General features: G+C 57.9%; 23 protein-coding genes. 9 read left to right on the top strand and 14 right to left on the bottom strand.

Annotated elements, in window-relative coordinates:
* Positions 1-125: 125 nt before the first annotated feature.
* Both ACYVDM_RS20840 and ACYVDM_RS20835 read left to right on the top strand, forming a co-directional pair.
* Entirely contained in the window at positions 126-1118 is a 993-nt protein-coding gene (locus tag ACYVDM_RS20840) for a helix-turn-helix transcriptional regulator (protein WP_415788421.1), read from the top strand.
* Between the two features lie 142 nt (positions 1119-1260).
* Complete coding sequence (locus ACYVDM_RS20835) at positions 1261-2355, top strand: molecular chaperone DnaJ (RefSeq protein ID WP_415788419.1); 1095 nt, start codon at positions 1261-1263, stop codon at positions 2353-2355.
* A 111-nt stretch (positions 2356-2466) separates the two neighbouring features.
* Here the strand turns inward: ACYVDM_RS20835 and ACYVDM_RS20830 are convergent, their stop codons facing one another.
* Positions 2467-3477: a zinc-binding alcohol dehydrogenase family protein gene (locus ACYVDM_RS20830; protein WP_460475451.1), complete on the bottom strand. Its 1011-nt coding sequence runs from the start codon at positions 3475-3477 to the stop codon at positions 2467-2469.
* Positions 3478-3566: 89 nt separating this feature from the next.
* Here ACYVDM_RS20830 and ACYVDM_RS20825 point away from each other — a divergent pair, with 89 nt between their 5' ends.
* Entirely contained in the window at positions 3567-4493 is a 927-nt protein-coding gene (locus ACYVDM_RS20825; protein WP_415788415.1) for a LysR family transcriptional regulator, read from the top strand.
* A 65-nt stretch (positions 4494-4558) separates the two neighbouring features.
* On the opposite strand, the gene ACYVDM_RS20820 is transcribed toward ACYVDM_RS20825, so the two are convergent.
* Positions 4559-5185 (bottom strand): LysE family translocator, encoded by a 627-nt coding sequence (locus tag ACYVDM_RS20820; protein WP_460475449.1) that lies wholly within the window; start codon positions 5183-5185, stop codon positions 4559-4561.
* 325 nt (positions 5186-5510) lie between these two features.
* Between ACYVDM_RS20820 and ACYVDM_RS20815 the strand changes: the two genes are divergently transcribed.
* Positions 5511-5951, top strand: coding sequence for an SRPBCC family protein (locus ACYVDM_RS20815; RefSeq protein ID WP_415788411.1), 441 nt, complete (start codon positions 5511-5513; stop codon positions 5949-5951).
* Between the two features lie 85 nt (positions 5952-6036).
* Positions 6037-6684 carry a class I SAM-dependent methyltransferase gene (locus ACYVDM_RS20810; protein WP_415788409.1) on the top strand — a complete coding sequence of 216 codons (648 nt, stop codon included), beginning with the start codon at positions 6037-6039 and terminating at the stop codon, positions 6682-6684.
* Positions 6685-6741: 57 nt separating this feature from the next.
* On the opposite strand, the gene ACYVDM_RS20805 is transcribed toward ACYVDM_RS20810, so the two are convergent.
* From ACYVDM_RS20805 to ACYVDM_RS20795, 3 genes are read right to left on the bottom strand one after another with little or no spacing between them, the layout of a single operon-like run.
* Entirely contained in the window at positions 6742-7929 is a 1188-nt protein-coding gene (locus tag ACYVDM_RS20805) for an L-dopachrome tautomerase-related protein (protein ID WP_415788407.1), read from the bottom strand.
* Positions 7920-8363, bottom strand: coding sequence for a GlcG/HbpS family heme-binding protein (locus tag ACYVDM_RS20800; RefSeq protein WP_415788405.1), 444 nt, complete (start codon positions 8361-8363; stop codon positions 7920-7922). Before ACYVDM_RS20800 ends, ACYVDM_RS20805 begins: the two co-directional genes overlap by 10 nt.
* Positions 8364-8388: 25 nt before the next feature.
* Positions 8389-9402 carry a zinc-binding alcohol dehydrogenase family protein gene (locus tag ACYVDM_RS20795; protein ID WP_415788403.1) on the bottom strand — a complete coding sequence of 338 codons (1014 nt, stop codon included), beginning with the start codon at positions 9400-9402 and terminating at the stop codon, positions 8389-8391.
* Positions 9403-9543: 141 nt separating this feature from the next.
* Here ACYVDM_RS20795 and ACYVDM_RS20790 point away from each other — a divergent pair, with 141 nt between their 5' ends.
* Positions 9544-10470 (top strand): LysR family transcriptional regulator, encoded by a 927-nt coding sequence (locus ACYVDM_RS20790; RefSeq protein ID WP_415788888.1) that lies wholly within the window; start codon positions 9544-9546, stop codon positions 10468-10470.
* Positions 10471-10592: 122 nt separating this feature from the next.
* On the opposite strand, the gene ACYVDM_RS20785 is transcribed toward ACYVDM_RS20790, so the two are convergent.
* The 8 genes from ACYVDM_RS20785 to ACYVDM_RS20750 all read right to left on the bottom strand — a co-directional run bounded on the left by ACYVDM_RS20785 (position 10593) and on the right by ACYVDM_RS20750 (position 18354).
* A complete protein-coding gene (locus tag ACYVDM_RS20785) occupies positions 10593-11300 on the bottom strand; it encodes an alpha/beta fold hydrolase (protein ID WP_460475448.1) in 708 nt (235 codons plus the stop codon).
* A 62-nt stretch (positions 11301-11362) separates the two neighbouring features.
* Positions 11363-12238 (bottom strand): DMT family transporter, encoded by an 876-nt coding sequence (locus ACYVDM_RS20780; RefSeq protein ID WP_415788400.1) that lies wholly within the window; start codon positions 12236-12238, stop codon positions 11363-11365.
* Positions 12239-12300: 62 nt separating this feature from the next.
* Positions 12301-12837, bottom strand: coding sequence for a TetR/AcrR family transcriptional regulator (locus tag ACYVDM_RS20775; RefSeq protein ID WP_415788398.1), 537 nt, complete (start codon positions 12835-12837; stop codon positions 12301-12303).
* 595 nt (positions 12838-13432) lie between these two features.
* Positions 13433-14257 (bottom strand): polysaccharide deacetylase family protein, encoded by an 825-nt coding sequence (locus tag ACYVDM_RS20770; RefSeq protein ID WP_415788396.1) that lies wholly within the window; start codon positions 14255-14257, stop codon positions 13433-13435.
* Positions 14254-15126, bottom strand: a complete 873-nt coding sequence (locus ACYVDM_RS20765; RefSeq protein WP_415788394.1) for a polysaccharide deacetylase family protein — start codon at positions 15124-15126, stop codon at positions 14254-14256. The genes ACYVDM_RS20770 and ACYVDM_RS20765 overlap by 4 nt, the downstream gene beginning before the upstream one ends.
* Before the next feature lie 19 nt (positions 15127-15145).
* Entirely contained in the window at positions 15146-16258 is a 1113-nt protein-coding gene (locus ACYVDM_RS20760) for a C45 family autoproteolytic acyltransferase/hydolase (RefSeq protein ID WP_415788392.1), read from the bottom strand.
* Between the two features lie 32 nt (positions 16259-16290).
* On the bottom strand, positions 16291-17274 hold the full coding sequence (locus tag ACYVDM_RS20755; RefSeq protein ID WP_415788390.1) for a Bug family tripartite tricarboxylate transporter substrate binding protein: 984 nt from the start codon (positions 17272-17274) through the stop codon (positions 16291-16293).
* 12 nt (positions 17275-17286) lie between these two features.
* Positions 17287-18354, bottom strand: coding sequence for a Bug family tripartite tricarboxylate transporter substrate binding protein (locus tag ACYVDM_RS20750; protein WP_415788388.1), 1068 nt, complete (start codon positions 18352-18354; stop codon positions 17287-17289).
* 144 nt (positions 18355-18498) lie between these two features.
* Here ACYVDM_RS20750 and ACYVDM_RS20745 point away from each other — a divergent pair, with 144 nt between their 5' ends.
* On the top strand, positions 18499-19395 hold the full coding sequence (locus ACYVDM_RS20745) for a LysR family transcriptional regulator (RefSeq protein WP_415788386.1): 897 nt from the start codon (positions 18499-18501) through the stop codon (positions 19393-19395).
* Positions 19396-19575: 180 nt separating this feature from the next.
* Here ACYVDM_RS20745 and ACYVDM_RS20740 read toward each other — a convergent pair whose 3' ends face one another.
* Positions 19576-19974, bottom strand: coding sequence for a Fur family transcriptional regulator (locus ACYVDM_RS20740; protein WP_415788385.1), 399 nt, complete (start codon positions 19972-19974; stop codon positions 19576-19578).
* Positions 19975-20143: 169 nt separating this feature from the next.
* Between ACYVDM_RS20740 and ACYVDM_RS20735 the strand changes: the two genes are divergently transcribed.
* Entirely contained in the window at positions 20144-21124 is a 981-nt protein-coding gene (locus ACYVDM_RS20735) for a CobW family GTP-binding protein (protein WP_415788383.1), read from the top strand.
* Between the two features lie 49 nt (positions 21125-21173).
* A complete protein-coding gene (locus ACYVDM_RS20730; protein ID WP_415788381.1) occupies positions 21174-23285 on the top strand; it encodes a TonB-dependent receptor in 2112 nt (703 codons plus the stop codon).
* The last annotated feature ends 2 nt before the right edge of the window (positions 23286-23287 follow it).

Raw genomic sequence — 23287 nt, 5'->3', positions numbered from 1 at the left:
AATCGCGCTTCTTATTCGGGTTTTCCCGCGGTTTTCGGCATGAATCACACCTTGGCTTGACGATGCGTAAAGCCCCCCGGTAACGTTACTGCCGCCCCCTCTGGCTCCGCCTGGACTGCTTCGCCGTGAATAACCTAGTCGTCAATCGCTTGCATGCCTATGTGCCGCACACCTACGAGGTGGTCGGCCTGGAACCCGTCGGCTCGGCTTGCTTCATCAAGACACGGCCGGTGGGTGCCGGTATGTCGGGCTACCGCGATACGCTAGTGCTGGGCGCCGGCCTGTCGGCCAGCTGGGCCGACGTTACCCGGCCACGCGCCATGGAAGAACACTATGACTGCAGCGGTGCGCTGAAGATTCACCTGCGCATGGCCGGTTATTCGTCGGTGACCGACGGCGGCGAAGTGCCGCATGGCGTAGAGGCGTTGTCATGCAGTGCCTTGCTGCAGCCGCGCGGCGCCCGCAAGATCGAAATTTTCGGCACCGGCGACCGCGAACGGTCGGTCACCATTTCGTGCACGCGTGCTTACCTGGTAGACGAACTGGGGCTGGATGCCGGCCGCTATGGCGGTGCGCTGGGTCGCTACCTGGACGACGATCCGGTCGCGTTCGCGCTGTTCCGGGCCGGCATGACGGCCGCCATGCAGCAAGCCGCGCAATGTTTTTTCGAACCGACAGATGACCGCCACATGCGCCGCCTGCTGTTGCAGGCACGCGCCGAAGACATCGTGCGGCATTTCTTTGCCTGCATGCCCACAGGCGACACAGCAGGCGAGGTGCGGCCGCGCGATCGGGCGATGGCCGACCGGGTGGCCGCACACCTGGACGATGCGTTCCGTGATCCGCCCAGCGTACGGGAACTGGCCGACCAGGCCGGCGTCAGCGTCTCGAAGCTGTCGCGCACGTTCAAGGCCGTACATGGCGCCACGCTATCGGAATACTTGCTGTCGGTCAGAATGCGGCATGCCATGGCGCTGATACGCGCCGCGCGACTACCGGTGACGCAGGTGGCTTTTGAAGTCGGCTATGAGCATGCCGGCAATTTCTCCACCGCGTTTCGCAGGCATTACGGTGTATCGCCGCGGGCCGTCGGTGTTACGCATCGTGGAAGGTCGTGAGCGTAATGTCCGAAACTCTGGCGCACCGTCAGACCATACAAGCAGCGGGCAATATGTCGATTCGGCCACAGAAGACCACGCAGCAGGACGCCTACTACAATGTCGCCTGTTTCCCATCTGAGGCGGGCAAGACTATCTTTTTATGAATAAGGCGAGCGAACAAGCAGTCAATATCGTGGCCGGACTTGGCGAGGCGAAACTCTCCAAGGGACAGGAGACATTCAATGCCCTGACCGGACAGATCGAAGAGCGGCGGGCCCGTCTGCTCATCTGGGAAGAAATGCGGCCGACGTTTCAGAAAAAATATGTTGATGTCCTGTTGCCCTTGCAGCGCGAGTCGACAGATCTGCAAGTCAAGATGGTCCATCTCCTCAATGACGCGTTCGATAACAAAAGCCTGACGAAAGGCGAGCGGCGTGCGCTGTCGGATCTGATTGCAGAGATGGCAGGCCGCTTGGTCGACGCCTGCGATGACGTGGCGGTGAAGGCAATCTACAACATGCATAGCCGGTCCGACTACGACAGTGAAACGGTGGTCGAGCTGGACGTTGAAAGCCCCACCCCAGACGCGGTCCTCGGCATTGAGGCGGGTGACGATGGCGATTTCGATTCACCTGATGAACTGCTACGGCGATTGGACGCCGAGATTCAAGCGCGAGACGACGCCAGAGAGCGAGCCAAGGAAGCGCGGCGAGCCGCTCGAAAGCAATCGTCACCCAAAAAACGTGCCGCCCAGACGTTGCAGGATTCCGCGCAGGCGGAGTTGAGCAAATCCATCCGGCAGGTCTACCGTAAGCTCGCCAGCGCCTTGCATCCCGATCGCGAACTAGATACACAAGAGCGGCTGCGCAAGACAGCCCTGATGCAGCGAGCCAATCTTGCCTATAAGAAGAAAGACCTGCTGACGCTACTGGCGTTGCAGTTGGAGCTCGAGCACATCACCCAACAGGCGCTGAGCGGTATCAGCGAAGATCGATTGCAGCATTACAACAAGATTCTCCAAGAGCAGATCGGCGAACTGGATGAGGAAATCCAGCACGTCGAACGCGGTTTTCGGCAGGCGTATGGAATTCCCCCCTCCACCGACGTTTCCCCCGACACAGTTCTACGCAGCCTGCAGAAAGAGGTCGTTATGCTGCAGAGATACATAAGCGATCTGGCAGGGAGTCTGCGTTTGTTCGAAGATATCGAACGGTTGAAGGATAGCCTAGGACAAATGAAGCGTATGGGACGCTAGCAACACCTCGAACTCGCCATAGCCCACTCGCACGGTAATTGGGTGTCTTTTGAGTTTGTCTGAAGCTTGGGTGGATGGATAGCGATGCGAGTTAGCGGGGCTTTTCCTTGGTCAAAAACCCGTCAACACCACTTTCCCTTGTGCCTTGCCGCTCTCGATGAGGGCGTGGGCGCGGCGCAGATTCTCGGCGTTGATAGCGCCAAGGTGATTATTCGCGGTGCTACGGATACGACCGGCGTCCACCAACTCAGCCACTTCGCCTAGCAGCCGGCCTTGCTCGCCCATGTCGGGCGTCTCGTACATCGATCGAGTAAACATCAACTCCCAATGCAGCGAGATGGACTTGCTCTTGAGCTTCATGGCGTCGAGGCTGTCCATATCGTCGATCACCGCCAGTGCACCTTGGGGCTTAAGACTTTCAATGATCTGTTCGTAGTGCTGCGCGGTCTGAGTAAGCGCCGCCACGAAGTCGACTTGTTCGACACCTGCGGCCTTCAATCCGGAGAACAACGGTTGACGATGGTCGATCACAGCATGAGCGCCCAAATCCAGGCACCACTGGCGCGTCTCAGGCCGCGAGGCGGTTGCAATGATTCTGAGCTGCGTGAGCTGGCGAGCAAGTTGAATCAGGATCGAACCCACGCCGCCTGCACCGCCCACGACCAGCAGCGCTTGCCCGGCCCCCCCACCCTTGGCGATGCGCAAACGGTCAAACAGCAGTTCATAGGCGGTGATGGCGGTCAGTGGCAACGCGACGGCCGCGGCATCGTCCAGCGATTGAGGCGCACGCGCGGCGATGCGTTCGTCCACCACATGCAGTTCGCTGTTCGCACCTGGACGGTTGATGGCACCGGCGTAGTAGACGCGGTCACCGACGTTGAACTGTGACACCTTGTCGCCCACGGCTTCAACAATACCGACAGCGTCCCACCCCAATACCTCAACCTCGCCTTCGGCCGGTTTGCGGGCCCGGCGGATTTTGGTATCGACCGGGTTGACAGAAACAGCGCCAACTCGCACCAGTAAGTCGCGCGGTTTGGGCGTGGGGATAGGCAATTCAACGTCTTCGAGCGCGTCAGCATGGGTGATAGGCAGATTACGGCGGTATCCGATGGCTTTCATGGCAGGTCCGTTATGAAGAGAGTCAATAGGCAGCACTGTACAAATTCAATTTAAAATTGAGAAGATCAAATAAATTGAATGATTTTCAAATGATTATTGAAAATATTGGCGACTTACGCGTCTTGGTACAAACCGCGCGTACCGGTAGCCTCACTGGCGCAGCCGGCGTGCTGGGGATCACGCCGGCGGCAGCCAGCGCTACGCTGAAGCGACTGGAAACCCAACTCGGGGTGCGGCTCTTTGAGCGATCCACACGGGCAATGCGGCTGACGGCCCCTGGCCAGACACTGCTGGACTATGCTCGCCGAGCGCTCGATCTTGTGGCAGAGGGCGAGGCGCAAGCGACGGCAGACCGTGCTGGCTTGGTTGGCCTGATTCGCGTAGCGGCACCCTCTGATCTAGCGCGCTCCACCATGTTGCCCTGGTTCGACGAGTTCATGGAAGCGCACCCGGGGGTGCAACTCGCACTGTCGGTCGGTGACCGTACGCTGGACGTGGTGCGCGATGAGGTGGATCTAGCGATCCGCTATGGCAATCTCGTTGATTCCCGGCTAGTGGCACGCCGCCTGGTGCTCGCCGTGCCAGTGGTTGTAGCGGCGCCCAGCTACTTGGCGCGGCATCCTATTCCACGAACTCCGATGGAACTCACCCAGCACAACTGTCTGGCATACGACCGCGCCGGTAAGCCGCACCGCACGTGGCGTTTTGCGCGCGACGGCCAATGGACGGAGGTGCGCGTGAACGGCGACCGCAGTGTGGACGACGCATCGCTCGCTCGGCAATGGGCCATTGCGGGTGCCGGCATTCTGCTCAAATCGCCTATCGAGCAGCGGCAGGAAATGGCGGACGGCCGACTGGTGCGTTTGCTGACTGAGTGGCAAATCGACAGCTACCCGCTTCACGCACTACTACCCAGCGGACGCTTCGTGCCCGTCCGCGTGCGTGCGCTGGTGAACTTTCTGGCGTCCAAGTTCGAGGGCGTTTCTGACGAATTATCGCGAACGATGAGCCGATAGATAGTGCCGACAGATCCAAGCACCAGGAATGTACGGGAAGACAATTTAACCCCGTCCGGCCGCTATCAGCGACTCGTACCGGAACGCAGCGTCAGCACCAACACGCCGGCGCCGATCAGCGTCAGCCCAGCGCCGGCATTGAGCCTGGCGGCGACGGCGGGACGGGACACCAGCCAGCCCGAGAGCTTGGCCGCGAATGTCCCGACCAACGAGAACACGACGAAGGTCAAGGCGGCGAAGATACCGCCATAGACCAGCATCTGAATCTGGACTGACCCGCGGGCGCTGTCAGCGAACTGCGGCAGAAAGGCCAGAACGAACAGTCCGGGCTTCGGGTTGAGAACGTTGGAGAAGAATCCGACCGCCAGGACCTTACGCAAAGGCAGGTGATCGGCCTTGCGGATCGTGATGAGATTTTTGGCGCGCAATGCCTTCACGCCTAGATAGATCAGATAGGCGCCGCCGGCAAGCTTGATCGTCCAGAACAACATTTCCGAGGTCTGCATCAGCAGCGACAGACCGAAGGTGGCTGCCAGCGTGTGCACCATGATGCCCCCGGCCGCACCGAAAGACGAGACGGCGGCGGCCGCACTGCCCTGACTCAGGCCGCGGCTCAACGCCAAGATGTTGTCCGGACCGGGCGAGACCACGATGATTCCACAGGCAAACAGGTAAGTAATGAGAACTTCCATCGGGAACATCGCAATCTCCTGGTATTGAGTCGCGGGGCCGGTGTCCGGCTCGCGGCCTTGCCCGCGCCGCCAATGATACCCGAGCCATGGCCACCGACCAGGCGATGACCCAACGTCGTAACGCCTCCCGGACTGCAGCCGACTGCTCTGGCACAAGGGCGTGCCCTGCGCACTCGATCACGTCTACCCGGACTCTTTCGCCTAAAGTATCGCGCAATAGTGGCCCGATACGAATCAAGGCAAATTGAAAAGCAAAAAACGGATTTCTCGAAAGGCGCGGGACGCCTCATCGTCGAGGTGTTCCTAACGATCCGGAGAAACATCAATGGCAAAGGCTTACTACAGTACCGTACTCGATCACTCTGCCGACGAAGTCTGGTCTGTCATTCGACCGTTCGACCATTACGGCTGGGCCGGCGTACCAAGCGAGACGACCATCGAAGACGGAAGGAAAGGCGATCAAGTAGGCAGCATTCGACGTGTCGTCACCCACGACAGCACCATCCGACAAATCTTGCTCGCCCATTCCGATACGGAGCGCTCCTACAGTTATGCCTTCTGCAGCCAGCCACCGATGCCTGCCCGCAATTATTCGGCGACGATCCGGGTAACTCCTGTCACCGATAGTCAAAAGGCATTCGTTGAATGGTGGGCGACATTCGACTGCGCAACCGAGGATTACGACAAGCTCATCAACCATTTCGAAAACAAAGGCTTCGCAATCTGGCTCGGCGCGCTTCGCCAGTTTATGAAAAAGGCGGGATAGTGGAGCTGCGCGGTGATCCAACCAACCTCGCCTAGCCAGTCGTGCAACAATTGCCTCACGTCCCCTTTCTACCGTGAGGCCCCGCATGCCCCTGAGTGCCGAAGAGCTGAACCGAATCTCACAACAGACACTGCGCCATTACGAAGATCGCGCCGAGGAATTCCGCGCCGGCACGCTCGATCATGACGTCAGCCAGAACATCGCTGCACTGCTGGACAATATCCAGGGCCCGCCACCGTATCGCATCCTGGATTTCGGCTGTGGCCCGGGACGGGACCTGCGCGCCTTCGCGGCGCGCGGCCATCATGCCATCGGACTGGAGGGCGCAAGCCGGTTCGCAGAGATGGCGAGAGAGGCTTCAGGCTGCGAGGTATGGCATCAGGACTTTCTGGCGCTGAATCTACCGACCGCCACCTTCGACGGCATCTACGCCAACGCATCGCTGTTTCATGTGCCTAGCCAGGAGCTGCCGCGCGTGCTCGCCGATCTGCGTGCCGCTCTGAGAACGGGCGGCGTCCTGTTCACTTCCAACCCTCGCGGCGCCAACGAGGAAGGCTGGAATCGCGGCCGCTACGGTGCATATCACGACATCGACATGTGGCGCCGCTATGTGGAACACGCCGGCTTCACTGAAATCACGCACTACTACCGCCCCGCCGGTTTGCCCAGGGACCAACAACCATGGCTGGCAAGCGTGTGGCGCGCCGCGCCTTCGACCGGGACCGCGCCGTAAATTTCTGCTGCCTGCGTAACCTGCTCGAATGCCTGAAAAGCCCCCTCACACACCAACTCAGGTTGGAGCTGGCGCGGCGTCGATTTTCACGCGCAGCAGGCTGTAGGGTTTGTCGCGCAGATCCTTGCCATCATGGAATCCTGCCTGACGTTGGAGTTGGTTGGCGATGAAGTACAGGTAACCGTCAGGCCCGATCGACAGTGTGTCTGGCCACAAAATCCGGGGATCGTGGACGATGGTCTGCCAGCTGCCATCAGCCAATCGCTTGCGGATGCTGTTATGTTCGTAATCACCAGCGTATACGGCACCGTTGGCGTCAGCTTCAAGGCCATCGGAGGCACCTTTTTCACCCAGATCTTTCACCGCGGCCGCCAGTTGGGCCTCGCTGACGTTCGGATCCCGCAGCAGCGCGGTAGGCACGGCGTACAGATGGCGGCTGGACAAAGGGCAGAAATACAATGTCTTACCATCGGCAGACAGCGCAATGCCATCGGATGCCACGGTCAGTGTCTTCGGTTTGCCGTCCGGGCCCTTGGTGATGAGTGCCTGCTGCCCCTCCACCACAGGGATGAAATTCGGATCCGGAGAGGTCGATTTGTCACCATTCAGGCGCCGTACGGCTTTGCCGCTGGCGATGTCCATCACGATGATGGCGCCAGGGCCGGAGATGGATGAGTCAGTGACATATACCACGCCTTCCTTGCCGATGCGGAAATCAAAGCGCATGTCATTCACATAGGTGCTAGCCAGCATTATGCTAGCCGGGAATACTAGGGTTTTGACGACCTTATTGCTGGCCAGATCCACCGCCACCAGTTTCGCGCCGCCTGCCTTCGGGGCCGCAAAACCGGGGGCTGCGGTATCTAGCAGCCAGACGCGGCCCTTGCCATCGGCAACCACGCTCTGCACGCTGATCAGGCCTTTGGCGGGATCTTTGGTATCTTCGCGGTTGAACGCGGCATCGGGGTAAGGAAAGACCTGACCCTCACGGATTTCGCCGACGGTGAACGCCACATCGTCTCCCCATTTCGGGTAGTTGACAAAGATGCGTCCGTTATCGGTAACGGTGACACCGGTGGGCATCGCGTCATGGAAGGCGAACACTTGGTCGAGCTGCCCAATGGTTTTATCTGCCGGAGCATTTGCAGGCAATGATGTGAATTCGGTGGCGAAGCTGGCCTGGCTTGCTGCTGCAACCGAAATGACGAGTGTAGATGCGAAAAAACGAGACGACTTCATGGACATGAGTGGGCTCCTGACAGAAAACCGGCGTTACGCAAAGCCTCCTCGGCAGCCTCGTGGTCCTGGACAGAGGTTCCGCCAGAGATACCGATGCCACCCACGAGGCGCCCTTCATGAATGATGGGCACGCCACCGCCCACCGGTGTCATGCGCGGATGATGGGCCAGCCCCGCCACGGTGGGGTCCGCCATGTACTGGTTCCATTGATGCGTAGTCATGCCAAACGAGGCAGCCGTCCAGGCCTTGTCAGTGGCAACACCGACGGTGAGAAAAGGCGCCGTATCTGCGCGCTCAAAAGCACGCAGGTGACCCCCTGCATCGGTGATGGCGATGGTCGCAGCGAATCCCCGTGCGGCACAGGCGCGGCGCGCTTCTGCCAGCAATGCTTGTGCGGCATCCAGGCGGATCGTTGCCGTATCGATAATTTTCTGAGTCATATGCGTGCTTCTTTTCCAGTCAGTTTCAGGAGTTGGCAATCACGACTTTGCCGATCATGTTTCCGGCCTCGACCAGGGCATGCGCTTGTATCAGGCTCGCCGCGTTGATACCGTCGATACGCTGAGTCAGGGTGTGCTTGATGTCTCCCCGATCAACCAATTCGGCCACGCGGCGCAACAAGGCATGTTGGCGACTGATGGTGGCGGTGGTGAACATGGCTCGGGTGAACATCAGCTCCCAGTGGATTGAAATAGACTTGCCTTTGAATGGTCCGATATCCAGATCCACCGGGTCGTCGATGAGCGCGAACTGGCCCTCGGGACGCAGCACGGCTGCGATCTGCGGAACATAGGCGGCGCTTTGATTGAGACCGACGACATGAGTGACGTGCTGGATGCCGAGCTCGGCCAATTGCGGCGCCCAGGGCTGGCGGTGATCAATCACGTGATGCGCGCCATGCTCTACAACCCACTGACGCGTCTCTGCTCGCGAAGCGGTGCCGATAACGGTCATGCCCGTCAGCGTGCGCGCCAATTGGGTCAGGATGGAGCCGACGCCGCCTGCCGCGCCGATGATCAGCAGTACATTGTTGTCGGTCGGGTCGGCCGCCTGGACACGCAGACGGTCGAACAACAACTCCCAGGCGGTGATGGCCGTCAGCGGCAGCGATGCAGCTTCGGCGAAATCTAGCGAGGTTGGCATTGGTCCGACGATGCGCTCGTCCACGGCCTGTAGTTCGCTATTGCTGCCCGGCCGCGTGATGTCACCGGCGTACCACACGCGATCACCTTGCTTGAAGCGCGTCGTCCGCGCTCCTGTGGCACGAACGATGCCTGCGGCGTCCCAGCCGAGGATGCGAGATCCACTCGCAGGAATGTCGCCACCGAGTCGGACCTTGGTATCAACCGGGTTGACCGATACCGCTTTGACTTCGATCAGCAGGTCGTAGTCACGCAGTTCGGGGGTGGGCACCTCGATGTCTTGCAGGGCCTGCGGGTTGCTGATGGGGTGGTTTTGAGAAAAGCCGATGGCCTTCATGAGAAAACTCCTTTGAAAATGGACGATGACCAGATCCCGGAAGGCCATTGGCTGTTGGGGATGAAAGAGCCTCATGCTAACTTTCTTCAATTTGCGGATAAACTGGATGAAAACCAAAACACTTTCTTTGATTCGATGAAAATCATTCGACTTGATGACGTTCAGATCTTTGTGAGCACGGCAGACGCCGGCAGTTTCTCGGAAGCAGCACGTCAGCTGAACATCGCGCCAGGGCTGGCGAGCGCTTCTGTGCAACGGCTCGAGAAGGCCCTGGATACCCGTTTGTTCACGCGCTCGACCCGCAGCATGCAACTGTCAGAGGCCGGCGAGCGCTACCTGCCGCACGCGCGGATCATGTTGGGCGCGCGCGAGCAAGGCGAACAGGCCTTGGCTGACGGCCGATCGGCATTGACCGGCCCGCTGAGGCTATCGATGCCCTCCGACTTTGGACGCAACGTACTGCTGCCGTGGTTGGACGACTTCCAACGCCAGCACCCAGGTCTGTCGCTACACCTGAAAATAAGCGACCGCGCCGCCGACCTTATCCGCCAGCCGCTGGATGCCGTCGTACGCTACGGCACGTTGCCCGATTCATCGCTTCTGGCCCTGGCTCTGGCCGGCGACAACCGGCGTGCGTTGTGCGCCTCACCGGCCTACATCGAGCGACACGGCGCACCGGCCAAGCCCGACGACCTGCGGCGGCACAACTGCCTTCGGTACGTATGGAGCGAACAGGTCCACGAGCGCTGGCGCTTCACCTTGCCCGGCGGCGAGCGCACCGTGGCGGTCACGGGCAACCGCATCAGCGACGATGCCGATGCGGTGCGCCGCTGGGCCATTGCCGGGGAAGGCCTGGTCTACAAATCGCGACTGGACCTCATCGACGATCTGAAGGCGGGGCGGCTGGTGGAGTTGTTCCCCCCAGCGCATTGCGAGCCCGCGCCGTTGCACCTGATCTGCGCCCACCGTTCACAGCTGACGACCGCAATCAACCAATTGCATAGTTTCGTGCGAGAACGTTGCGCCGCCTTGCTGGCCAGCCATCCGCCACGAGACGACATTGGATGAATTAACCAAGCCGCACGGTGTGTACCCGAAGCAGATCACCGATTGGAAGCCTATTGCCAGAGCGAGTGACGGGTATGTTCAACGCAGACACAACCTACCGAAGGTTCACAACCAGTGCAACATCATTCTGGCGCTTCGGCCAATAGCAATGCCGCCAAATCTGCCGGCCGATCCAGCATGATGGAGTGCCCACATGGGATCTCATGGACGATCCACCGGGGATCGGATTTCAAGCGGGCATGTGTTTGCACAAACCAATCCCCACCGTTCTTTGTTGCGAACACGTAAGTCCGATTGGCAACCGGCGCTGAATCCACCCCTGCTTTCACCCCTTGCACGAAGGTAGCCAGCGGCTGCGACACCGACATTGAGTCGACCCTGACCGCGTCTGCTTCATTCACGTTAAATACCGCAGCGGGAATCGGGGGGATCATTCCGCCATTCCGATTTGCCTGCGCGAAGAAAGCCAGCGCTGTTTGGTCACCTGTGATATCGACGAGGGACTGTCCATCTGCTGGCGCATAGGCATCTAGATAGAAGAGCGTGCGGATGCGCTCTCCAATCTCATGCGCCACGCCAGTGATAACCAGTCCACCGTACGAATGACCACATAATATGGCGTCGGAAAGATCCTCGTATTTGAATACGTTCACAATGTCCTGAATATGCGTGTCCAGATTGATCGCCCGATCGGCTAAGTGAGCCCGCTCTCCCAGACCCGTCAGCGTAGGCGTGTAGACATCGTGTCCCGCTTCGCGAAGCTTTCGGGCGACCCTTGCGTAAACCCACCCGCCTTGAAAGGCGCCGTGAACTAGAACGAATTTCGCCATCATTGATTCCTTTGATTGGCATTAAACATGCGGTGGTGGCATCTAGCCTTGTTCACCGCGCCTTATCCCATAGCTCGTATGTGCTTTCGAAGGGATATTGGCCACTGACTGAGTGCGACACCCGAAACACAAATAACTGCGCCCAAGATCAGCATCGGGGTGATTGGCTCATGCCTGAAAGCAACACCAGCGCCAATGGCGAAGAAAGATTGAAGTAAGGCATAGGGCGCGACTTGAGCCATTGAGAACCGAGCAATCAACCAAAACCATGTGATGAATGCCACGATGCCGCCGAGCATGACGGTGAAGGCAAAAGCCAGCCACTCTGAGCTAGATGCGCTTTGCAAAGCTTGCATCTGACCGCTCTCCACGATCAGCGACAGTCCCAGAAGCTGGAACGCTGTGAAAAATGACATCCAGGCAAAAAGCCTCACTGGATCGAACGGGCCGAATTTCTTAGCAAGCACATTTCCAATCGCCAATCCAATCGCGGAGACAACGATAAAGAACATCGGAATAGCCGGAACGTTCAAGCCGGGATCGACAACGGCAAATGCGACACCACACAGTGCAATACCGACGCCGAGCATCACGCGAGCAGAAGGTCTCTCGCCCAGCATGGGCCAAGCAAGCATCAGTGTGAAAGGGGTCCAAAGCTGATTGGCAATTCCGGCGATGCCCGCCGGTGCTTGGGTCAACCCGATGAAGGCACCAGCGAAGTTCACGCCTCCCATGAAAAGAGAGATCAAGAAGACGACCCCAATATCCTGCCTTCGAATACGCCCAATAAAAGGGATGAGAATCGCCGCGATTACAGCGAATCGCAGGCCAGCGAAAAGCAGCGGTGGCAGCACCGTGAGCCCGGCTTTGATGACCACATATTGGAGGCCCCACAGCAGCGGTACAAGCAAAGCTGCCGCGATATGAATAGCATTCATTTATAAACCATTCGGTCTAAAATTAATCAAAAATAAACGCCTCGCGCCTTAATCTTCGGTGATCAGGCTACGAGGCTGCTAATAAGCATTTGTACGGCCGCCCTGGCTCTTTGCGGCTCGGCCTTGATCTTGCGAACAACACGTAAGCCCTCGAGGAAGCAAACCAGCATGTGAGCTGTCGCGGTCGGGTCGACATTCTTGGCCAAACTGCCCTCTTCTTTCGCACGCGCCAAGGCCTTGATCAAACGCGCCTCCATCGCTTTAAAAAAATGGGCAATCCGCTGCGAAATTTCCTGATCCCAAGCCGCGAGCTCCATAGCAGTAGCCACCACTAAGCAGCCGCGCTGTCCAGCAGCGCCGTCGGTACGCGCGACATAGCCGTCCATGCATTCCTTGAGTCCCTCGAGGGCATTGCGGCCAGAAGCAAGCTCTTCGTCCAGTCGCTCGAGCGCTTGACTGATGTAGCGATCGAGGGCCAGAAGGAAGAGCCCGTGCTTGTCACCAAAGGCTGCGTACAGGCTACCTCGGGAAAGCTTCGTCGCCCCCATGAGATCCGGCAGAGATGTGCCTTGATAGCCCTTCGTCCAGAAGATCTGCATTGCTCGTTCGATCGCCTGGTCAGGGTTAAATTCGCGGGGGCGCCCTCTCTGTCGGTCAGATAAATTGTTTGTGCTGAGCATTGGCAAATTATAGATCGTTTAGTCCAGAAATGTAAAACAAAAGATATGACGAAAAATATGAACCACATTCAGGACAGACCCTTATGTCAACTCGGCTTGCGATCCCTAATGAGTCACTGCGTCTAGAAGCGCCGCTCGCGTTAGGTACTATCGTCCCAATACTCGGTGCCTTCTACTTCGGCTCAGTTTGGCTTAAGCGAAAGGCGAATCCTAAGGGCTATCCCCTCCGTGAAGACTTCCAGCCGTCTCAATTGCAATCACTCAAGGCATTTCTGAAAACAGCCATTACCGGAACGAGGTATGAGGTTTCTAACTCTCGCTATGACTACGGAAGAATCAGACCAAGATCTAGTGGACGGATCGACGAGGCCGATAATGTGGAATTGCCATAGGCCCACAAAGATTTCCAAACACTGACCGCATGACAGGTATTCCACTCATCATCCTCGGGTTCTTGCTGGCGGGAAGTCCAGATTTCCTCCAAAAGCTAGACCGATCCTCGAGGACCATACCACTATATCTGCGGCGCCCTACGTGTAGGGAACGCCTCGGTGTCAGTGCGAGCTTCCCTCCATGCATCAGCCAGATCCGCAGCACGATAAAACTCAACATCAGGACGACTTGCCATTGTCCGGATGAAATCGCCCACTATCTGCACGCGCGGTAACCGGGATGAGCCGACATCACCGCGAGTGTGCAAGGTAAGGTTGATATATCCGCCCGCGTTGTATTGGGCATCGGCCTCCTCTACCCAGGCTTTACGGACTCGAGCATCGGTGTGGCGGTGCGTATAGAAAGTGGCATCGGTCAAATAATCGAACACCGGCAATTCAACCAATGTTGACCCCGAAAGCCCACGCATGACATAAGGCACGTCGTCGTCTTGGGCACTGCTGTCGTACAGATAGCCCAAATCCGCCAATGCGGGAAGCGTTTTCTCAGTCACCAAACCATTAGCCGCGCGCCACCCCACGGGCCGGTGGCCCGTTATCTGCTGCAGCATGTCCCGGTCTTGCTCCAGTGACTCGAGGAACGACGCTCCCCCCACTTCCGCCTGTACTTTGCCGCGTACCGCAATTTCGTGACCCTGCTTGAGGACTGCATCAACGATGTGCAAGTGCCGCTGTGCGTCTTCGGGGACCATGAAAAAGGTGACGTGAACTCCCGCATGCGAAAACTCATCGAGCATGCGCCAGACTCCTTCTCGAGCACCGTAGCGTCCATAAGAATGACGTCCGAAAAGCCCACCTTTCCCTGCATTCGCCGCATCCAGGGATTCCGTATCCACGTTGACGCCGATCACTACGGGGCAACGCGCCAATTTAGCTTGCAAACTCATATCCGAACCTCGTCAAAACAATGGGGCGTCTGGTTGATATGCTCATACAGGTCAATCAACCGGGTGAAGTGGACGTCGCGATGTCGCTGAATATGGCGCAAGGTTTCCTCAATGGCGTTCGTACGGCTCGGCGTGCCCGAGCCCCAACCCGATCGAGGATGTACCGTCAACATAAAGAACCCGCCTTCCGAATAGCGCAAGTCGAACTCACGCTTCCATTGATCAATGACCTCGGAGACAGGCGTCATCGAAAAATTGAAGAAAGGAAAGTCATCAAGGCTATAGGTGTTGTTAGGAATCTCGACCATGGATTGTTCGCCACCGATATCGAGCATATAGGGCGAATCGGCATCCTTGTCACTGCTGTCGTAGCAATAGCCCAGGCTTTTCAGCGTAGGAAGCGTGACGCCGGTTTTCTGTCCCGACGGTGAACGCCAACCGCGCGGTGATACGCCAAGCAGGTCGCTCAGGATCGTGTGCGTAAGTGTCAGACGACGAACTTCTTCCTCGGGCTCGAGCAACATCCCTTCGTGCACATAGCCATGCGCACCGATTTCATGACCCGCCTGTGCGATGCTTCGAACGGCTTCCGGAGAGCATTCTGCATCGTAGCCTGGCACGAAAAACGTCGCGGGTATGGCGAGCCGTTCGAGCATATCAAGATGGCGCGCAATACCGCGCCGAGCAGAGTAGCGTCCAGCGGAGTGGGCGCCAAAAGGCTCCAGCCCCTTGCCTACCTCATTACCGGTTCCATCGAAATCCACGGTGAACGCCACCACGCACCGCGCATTTTCTGGCCAGGCGGACGCTTGCAGACTGTCCGAACCCACATGGGGACTACGGGTTACCTTGGGATAAGCTAAAGGCATGATGCTCCTCGTGATCAGGTTAATCGCTGAAACCATACGACGTGAACGTGGGATCCAGGGCGGGAAGCGCGGCAATCTCCATCGCCCGGTCAACCGGTCGCATCACCACCGTTGCCACAGTAGCGCTCAGATTGCTGGCAAGATTCAGGCGCGGAGGCCGGCAAACCGCCCACGGCGTCGCGAAATCGTCGAGCAAGGCTGCCTTCACCCTCGCCACGTCGATCTGGCCCAGATGCGGCTCCAGAAGTGAACGCACCCGCAGGTCGCGATATAAGGAGTCTGGTGTCGTGGCAATGCCAACATCCTTGAACTTGCCCAAGGCAACCTGGCTCTGCCAGTGATTTGCATGCACGATCAGACCGCGCTGCGCATACGTCACGAATGTCTCGTCAGGCGCACACTCGAAATTGATGGCAATCCCCCCTTCGTGACCCAATATTATGTTGTTCGATCCTGATTTCGGCGTTAGATAGGTGGCATGGATAGCGAGTGCGTAATGCTCATTCTCCAGAATTCTGCGACGAATCAGAGGTAGCGGCACACCCACCTTCTGGTAGTCGATGCTTGACTCCAAATAATTGGCCGTCAGCGATATTCCTGCACTGTTGAGGCCCGAGCGCGCCAGCGCCCCAGCTTCGGTGAATGTCAGGATGTCGGGCCCGTCGTCCCTGCGTATGCGCAAGACGACGGCCGTCTCGGCACACTCCATTTTCCAGTCCCAATTCTGGGCATGAATAATCTGCCCGTCGGCCGACGCTTCGGGCAGTACAACCAGACCTGTGCAACCATCCAGGTCGCCTGCGCCGATCAGAGATTCGCGCAGGGCCGGATAGGTCGCAAGTTTCAGGATTTCCGTTCTGGCGTTAAGCAGCACCACGTCTTCGAACGAAATGTCGGCACCTGTTGCGATGCCTCTAAGTTCAATGACATGGTTGGCATCGAACTTTTCCATGACGGGCAAGTAATCACGAACAATGGACTCAAGGACAGCGCGTGTCAGGCAGAGGCGTTCGAGCTGGCCCGTGTAGTGTTCTATACCTTTATAGATGCGGTCGGCGGCTTGCTTGCCATATTGCTTGCCGCGTTGTTCGGGTGAGCCTGAAATTTCAATGAGGGGGAAGGGAGTCGTCATTCTTTCGTCTGTCTATGTCGTATTCGGTTTGGTTAAATCAGTCCTGCATTCTTGAGCAGATCGCCAGATTCTTTATAAGCGGCATGCGCATAGGCCTCGAATGCCGCAGGATTTCGATACCATTCCGGCTGATTCAGAGTATTGAGTACGGCGATGATTTCCGGCTCCTGCATCGCCCGGTGAAAACCCTCGTGCAAGCGTTGCACGATATCGGTGGGCAATCCGACTGGACCTGCAAGACCCAATGGGGAACTGAGAACCACGTCGTATCCCTGCTCCCGCGCAGTGGGCACGTCAGGCCATGCCTTGAATCGCGTCTCCCCCAATGCGCTCAGCAGACGTAGCTGGCCACTCCTGATGTAGGGGACGTATGTCCCAACAGAATCGATGACCGCGTCGACATGTCCGCCAATCAACGCCACTGCCATGTCGGCGCCGCTCTTGTATGGGATATGCTGAAACGCAACGCCGTACTTCTTCTGGATCGACACCATGGTAATGGGCACAGACGTTGTGGGGTCGCCCGCCGCATACTGGATGGAGCCAGGTTTTTCCTTGCCGATTGCCATGAACTGCGCAAAAGACTTGATTGGCGAGTCCGCACGCACAACAGCGCAGAACTCAAGGCTCGTCATGCCGATGATGTACGAAAAGTCAGTCAATGGCGAAAAGGCCATTTTCGGTTCGAGCCACGGCGCACGAAACGCCGAGCTCGAGAGCATACCCAGGGTATAACCGTCGGGGCGCACCTTGGATAGTATGGCGGCAGACAAGGCCCCGCCCGCGCCGGGCTTGTTGTCGATGACGATGCTCTGGCCAAAATGCCGGGATGCTGTTTGGGACAGTACGCGCATGTACTGATCAACAGATCCGCCGGCACCAAAGGGACAGATCAAGGTGATGGGTTGCGAGGGAAAGCTTTGTGCGCGCACATTTAGCGGGCAGAGGCCCAACAGCGCAGGTACCCCAAGTGCCTTGATCAGGCTGCGACGAGATCGCGAGTGTTCCATTGTCATGAGGCGCTATCCTCAGCTTGCCGGCTTGATATTGCCGGCTTTTACAATGCGAGCGGACTGGGCCGCTGTGTCTGCGATGAACTTGGCCATCTGCGCCGGCGTTGTGTATTCCGTTTCCAACCCCGCCGCCTTCAGATTGTCGAATATCGGCGAGGCCAAGACGGACTTGAGTGCTTGGCTTATCTCGTCAATGGCCATTGGTGGCGTACCCGCCGGTGCCATGATCCCGCCCCAGCCGATGGATACCACCTGCGGATAGCCACTTTCTGAAATGGTGGGCGTGTCGGGTAATACATGTGAGCGCACGCTACCAGTGGTCGCCAGCGGAATCACTCGCCCCGCCTTGATGTGAGGCAATTGGTTAATGACCGTATCCATCAGGATAGGATATTGCCCACCCAGAAAGTCGGTGACTGCGGCAGCGCCGCTGCCGTAGGGAACGCCTGGCAAGTCCAGATCCGCCTCGCTCTTGAGAAACTCCATGGCCAAGTTACTGGAGCTGCCCGTCAGCGTGATGCCATAAAAATACTTACCCGGATTGGCACGAACAAGGGCGATAAAGTCCTTGAAATTTTGAGCCTCGAAATCGGGGCGCACAACCAGGACATTGTTGTACTTACAGACCAGCGATATCGGCTCAAAATCTTTCTGCGGGTCGTAGGGCAAATCGTCATACAGGAATTGATTCACAGTATGGGTGCCGGTGATCCCAAAGAATAGGTTGTAGCCATTAGGCTTGGCACGGGCGGCCGCCTGGGCGGCAATGATCCCTGCGGCGCCGGGCAAATTCTTGACTACCACTCGGTTCTTCAGTTGCTGCGCGATGCCGGTTGCAGCGAGTCGCGCGACGACATCGGTGCCTGCCCCGGGGCCACCGGGCACGATTAATTCGATGGGCGTGTTATCACGATAAAAGGGCTGACTCTGCGCCCTCAGCGGGCTCATGACGCCAAGACTACCCAACGCGGTAGCACCTAAGCCGGTCAGAATCATTCGCCGCCGACGCAAAATAGGCTCGCCTGTTTCGTCTCGGTGAACCAACCGAGTCTTGCTTGAAGAAGTATCAGTAGGCTTTTTCAAATCGCTCTCCCCTCGTTACGCACCCAAACTGGGATGTCTCGTGTTGTTGACCATTCTGTGACAACTTAATAAAACAGTAAACCTAGAATAAATTTCAATACAATCAAGAAAAACTTTATTGATAAGTCGGCATGGAGGCATGTGTTGAGCAATATTCGCTTTTTCCGTACATTCGTTGAAGTGGCCCGGCACGGCTCTTTCGTCGCCGCCTCCGAGCAGGTTTCCCTGACGCCCACCGCCGTTGGCCTGCAAATCCAGGCACTGGAGGCTTATCTCGGATACTCCGTGGTGGATAGGATAGGAAAAGGCATTTCCTTGAACCAACGTGGGCACCGTTTGCTGCCCTTGGCTGTTCAGATGCTGAAACTGTGCGATCAAATGCAGCTTGCGGATCCGGATCAAAGCAATTTATCCGGGTCACTCAAAGTTGCCTCGATCGCCACGTCCATGGGATTGGTAGTGCGATCAGTGCTTAAGATGCGCGCGCGCCATCCAAACGTGCTCGTGCAACCCGGCGTGAGCTATTCAGGTGACTTGCCCACGCGCGTGAAAGAGGGCGAATTGGACGCCGCCCTGTCAGTCAAGAGTGCCCATAAAACACCGGCCGGAGTGCTCTGGACTCACTTATACCGTGAACCCCTGGTCTTTATTGTCAGCGCGCGTGCGGACAAGGCGCTGGATGTCCGTGCACTCCTGGCCGAAAAATTATTCTTGCGCGTGTCGCTGGCGTCCACCACGGGAGTACTCATCGATCGATTCATGAGGCGACAACACCTGAAGATGAACAATTTCCTGGAAATGAACGCAATGCGAACCATCGTCGATCTCGTGCGCGACGACTTAGGCGTAACGATACTTCCCTTATTTCCAGGCTCGGACTGGGAAAAAGACAAAGGGCTGCGGATCATTCCTTTTGACGATGAACTCGCTTGCCGCAATATCGGTCTATTTGAAAACGAAAGCCGAAGCTTTCTGACAAGCGTGCTGCGCCACCATTTGACCGAAGAACTGAAGGAAGCACCGGGTATTGTGGGTCGATGAAATGTAGAAAGAACTCTTGGCCGATCAAGATCAAACCGGCCGCCGCAAGACCTCGTAGAGCGAAAAGCATCACTAACCTTACGGCGATATTATTTAAATAATCGAATGTTATAGAGCACCCTTGACTGTGTGGACATGCCAGACGGGGGGCTGTCCTACTCTGCGACAGTGATCCGAGATTCAATCCGGCGAACACTGCGCGCAAGTGCCACGCATTTCAATCGTTGCAGACCTCAACTTGAATGCGTGGTCTTTTGACCAAGATTGCAGCCGCTTCTCTATCGCTAGATCGGTCATCTCTTCTGCTTGTCCGCAATGGGTACAGATGGCAAAGGCCGCCAAACCATGAGCGTGGGGATGAGGATGCGAGCAGGCGACGAAAGCATTCAGGCTATCCAGCTTATGGACGAGACCCAATTCCATCAATTTGTCGAGTGCCCGATACACCTGTTGGGGGGCCCGCAGACCTTGCTCGCGCAATTGGTCCAATAGGCCATAGGCGCTCGTTGGCACTTTGACGCGCAATAGCGTTTTTAGTACGAGCGTTTGATGATTGGTCAGCTGAGGTGGCGATGTCATAGACGCACTCTAGCGCAGCCAAATGATCAAATCCAGTACGTTATGTTATAACATAACGTACCATACCATGGCGATAGCGGCTGCGCTCAGAGCTCCGACTACCGCGATCATGTGCGCGCTGCGGTCTATTGCGCACATCCCGTATCTCTTAACCTATTGAGGCCCGACCATGGCGAAAATTCCAGTCACCATCCTTACCGGCTTTCTCGGCAGCGGCAAAACCACCTTGCTCAACCGTATTCTGCAGGAGAACCACGGCCACCGAATCGCCGTCATCGAGAATGAATTTGGCGAGACAGGAATCGACAATGATCTGCTCGTCCAGGAAGCGGACGAGCAGATCATCGAGATGAATAATGGCTGCATTTGTTGCACTGTGCGCGGCGACCTGATTCGTATCCTGGGGGACTTGGCTAGACGCCAGGCGGCGGGCGAGGCAAGGTTCGAACGCGTCATCATCGAAACGACGGGTTTGGCCGACCCCGCGCCGGTCGCGCAGACATTCTTCGTGGACGATGAGATCGCCGATGCGTATTTGCTCGACGCTATTGTTACGGTCGTCGACGCCAAGCACGCTCCCCAGCAACTTGACGAGCACCACGAAGCGCAGGAACAGGTCGGCTTTGCTGACCGAATCCTGTTGTCCAAGACTGACCTCGTTCAACCCAACGAAGCGCAAGAGCTAGAGCAGCGGCTGCGGCGCATGAACCCACGGGCACCGATCTCGCGTGTCAACTTCGGCGAGACCGCGATTGCCGAAATCCTGGACATCCGGGGCTTCAATCTGAATGCCATCCTGGAAATCGAGCCGACCTTTCTGACCGATACAGACCATGAACACGATGACGATGTCGGCAGCTTCGTCTTCCATTCCAAGACGCCCTTCGATCCGGTATTGCTGGAAGATTTCTTCGGTGGCCTCGTTCAGGTCTACGGAAATGATCTGCTGCGCTACAAGGGCGTGCTATCGGTAAAGGGCGCGAACCGGCGCATGGTGCTGCAGGGCGTGCACATGATGGTGGGCTCGGAGCCCGGGACCCCGTGGAAGGCGGACGAGCCGCGCGAAAGCCGAATCGTTTTCATCGGCCGCCGACTACCCCGTGACGTATTCGAACATGGCCTGACGCAGGCCCTGGCGTCCTCTCACTAAAGTCGGACACGGCCCCTTCCATAGCCGTGACAAACAACAAGACATCGTTATGCGAATTATCGGTATCGCTGCGTTGCTCGGCGGCAGTGCAGCTCTGGCTCAGGAAGTCACAGCGCCGGCAGCAACGCTGGCACCGGTCGAAGTCCACGGCGTCTACACCACGCCGGGCAGTTCACTAGGATTGGATATCCCGCAGCAGGTAGGATCCAGGTTGGGCCTATCGCCGATGGAAACACCCGCCAGCATCAGTGTCATGAACAGCGAAGAAATGGCCGATCGCGGCCTCACCCGCGCACAGGATGCCGCAATCCGCATGCCAGGCATCACGGAAGCCCCCTCCCCAGGCAATGGGGGAACATCTTTGGTGGCCCGAGGCTTTGTTGGGCATAGCTCGGTCGCACAGCTCGTTGACGGGACGCGCCAGGTAGTCGCCGCTGGAACGGTCACCTACCCCTTTTCCACTTGGCCCCTTGAATCCGTGGAAGTCCTGCGGGGCCCGGCGTCGGTACTGTACGGAGACGGGGCGATCGGCGCGGCCGTGAACTACGTCACCAAAAAGCCGATCTGGGATGAAACGCAACGCGAGGCATTCTTGGGCGTGGGCTCGTATGGCGTGGTGCAAGGTGGCGTCGGTCTGCGCGGGCCTGTCAATGATGTCGTCGCGTATTCCATTTATGTCGATGGGGAGCGCAGCGACGGCTACCGCGCGCTAGAGGACGTCCAGCGACGCAACTATGCATTGGCGCTTTCAGTCAAGCCGACGTCACGATTGACAGCGACCTTCTCGTTGGATGGCGGCGTCAACGACGATGCGCGCTACTTCGGCACACCCCTGCGCGATGGCAAGCTCGATGACAGCCTCAAACGCATCAATTACAACGTCTCCGATGCCGCGGTGCGTTACGACGACCGCCTTTGGCGTGCCAAGGTGGAGTATGAGATCAGCCCCGATGTGCAGTTGCGCAATGAGACCTACTATCTGACGTCCAAACGCCACTGGCGCAATGCAGAGTCCTATGGCTTCGATACCACTGGCAATTCGATCATTCGCGAGGACTATCTGGAGATCCGTCACGACCAGGAACAGACGGGTAATCGGTTCGATATGACGCTCGATGGCCAGATCGGCGGGATGCGCAATCGGCTGGTCGCCGGCGTCGACTGGTATCGCACCACCTTGCTGCATTCGAACAATTCTCCGTATGGAGGCAGCAGCACCGTCGACCCCTATGACTTCGACCGCGGAGAGTTCGACAGCCCAGATCCGACCACACGCGGGCGCCGCGCCAAACTGCAGACGACTGCGCTTTTCATCGAAAACGCGCTCGATGTAACGCCAGAATGGAAGCTGGTCGGCGGCCTGCGCCACGAGCACATGCGGCTCGACGACAACAATCTGCGTACGGGTGTGCGGCAAAGCAAATCCTATGATCCCACTACGGGCCGGATCGGCGTAGTGTGGGCGCCAAAAGAGACACTGTCCTTCTACGGACAGTATTCCACGGGCACTGATCCGTTGAGCGGCGCGCTCTCCTTGCCTGGTGGCGGAACAGATCTCGATCTTACCCGCGGCCATCAGGTCGAAGCGGGTGTCAAAGGCCTCGTGCCGTCGATTCGCGGCGAATGGACCGCGTCGGTCTACCGCATCGAAAAGCGCAACCTGCTCTCTCGCGATCCGGATGATCCCACGATCACGCAACAGGTGGGCCGCCAGTCCTCCACGGGTATCGAACTGGCGTTCGCGGCAGAACCAATCTCAGGTTGGACCATCGACGCCAACATCGCGCTGCTGCGCGCCCGCTACGACGACTTCAGCGAAGTGGATTCGGGAGCATCGATATCGCGCAGCGGCAACGTGCCCACGGGCGTACCCGAACGCATGGCCAATCTTTGGACGACATGGAGATTTGCGCCACAGTGGAAGATCGGCACGGGCGTGCGCTACGTCGGCGAGCGGCCGACCAATGCGGCCAATTCGCGATGGCTGCCGAGCTATACCGTCGTGGATGCGGCGCTGACCTACGAACACTCGCCCAAGCTGAGCTTCATGCTGGCGATCAAAAACCTGACCGATCGCGACTACGCCGTGTCGGGCTCCGACTCCACCTGGCTGCTCGGCGCGCCACGGACTGTCTTGCTGACTACACGCGCTACATTCTAGGC

It is taken from the genome of Bordetella tumulicola (assembly GCF_054779135.1).
The sequence above is the reverse complement of the archived record's forward strand: the minus strand, read 5'-3'. Positions and strand labels throughout refer to the sequence as shown.

Coding starts and splice junctions, on each gene's coding strand:
- ACYVDM_RS20815 (WP_415788411.1), top strand. CDS start 5,511: ATGGCAAAGGCTTACTACAGTACCGTACTCGATCACTCTGCCGACGAA.
- ACYVDM_RS20820 (WP_460475449.1), bottom strand. CDS start 5,185: ATGGAAGTTCTCATTACTTACCTGTTTGCCTGTGGAATCATCGTGGTC.
- ACYVDM_RS20785 (WP_460475448.1), bottom strand. CDS start 11,300: ATGGCGAAATTCGTTCTAGTTCACGGCGCCTTTCAAGGCGGGTGGGTT.
- ACYVDM_RS20765 (WP_415788394.1), bottom strand. CDS start 15,126: ATGCCTTTAGCTTATCCCAAGGTAACCCGTAGTCCCCATGTGGGTTCG.
- ACYVDM_RS20805 (WP_415788407.1), bottom strand. CDS start 7,929: ATGTCCATGAAGTCGTCTCGTTTTTTCGCATCTACACTCGTCATTTCG.
- ACYVDM_RS20755 (WP_415788390.1), bottom strand. CDS start 17,274: ATGACAATGGAACACTCGCGATCTCGTCGCAGCCTGATCAAGGCACTT.
- ACYVDM_RS20830 (WP_460475451.1), bottom strand. CDS start 3,477: ATGAAAGCCATCGGATACCGCCGTAATCTGCCTATCACCCATGCTGAC.
- ACYVDM_RS20775 (WP_415788398.1), bottom strand. CDS start 12,837: ATGCAGATCTTCTGGACGAAGGGCTATCAAGGCACATCTCTGCCGGAT.
- ACYVDM_RS20770 (WP_415788396.1), bottom strand. CDS start 14,257: ATGAGTTTGCAAGCTAAATTGGCGCGTTGCCCCGTAGTGATCGGCGTC.
- ACYVDM_RS20835 (WP_415788419.1), top strand. CDS start 1,261: ATGAATAAGGCGAGCGAACAAGCAGTCAATATCGTGGCCGGACTTGGC.
- ACYVDM_RS20825 (WP_415788415.1), top strand. CDS start 3,567: ATGATTATTGAAAATATTGGCGACTTACGCGTCTTGGTACAAACCGCG.
- ACYVDM_RS20795 (WP_415788403.1), bottom strand. CDS start 9,402: ATGAAGGCCATCGGCTTTTCTCAAAACCACCCCATCAGCAACCCGCAG.
- ACYVDM_RS20740 (WP_415788385.1), bottom strand. CDS start 19,974: ATGACATCGCCACCTCAGCTGACCAATCATCAAACGCTCGTACTAAAA.
- ACYVDM_RS20760 (WP_415788392.1), bottom strand. CDS start 16,258: ATGACGACTCCCTTCCCCCTCATTGAAATTTCAGGCTCACCCGAACAA.
- ACYVDM_RS20800 (WP_415788405.1), bottom strand. CDS start 8,363: ATGACTCAGAAAATTATCGATACGGCAACGATCCGCCTGGATGCCGCA.
- ACYVDM_RS20735 (WP_415788383.1), top strand. CDS start 20,144: ATGGCGAAAATTCCAGTCACCATCCTTACCGGCTTTCTCGGCAGCGGC.
- ACYVDM_RS20810 (WP_415788409.1), top strand. CDS start 6,037: ATGCCCCTGAGTGCCGAAGAGCTGAACCGAATCTCACAACAGACACTG.
- ACYVDM_RS20730 (WP_415788381.1), top strand. CDS start 21,174: ATGCGAATTATCGGTATCGCTGCGTTGCTCGGCGGCAGTGCAGCTCTG.
- ACYVDM_RS20780 (WP_415788400.1), bottom strand. CDS start 12,238: ATGAATGCTATTCATATCGCGGCAGCTTTGCTTGTACCGCTGCTGTGG.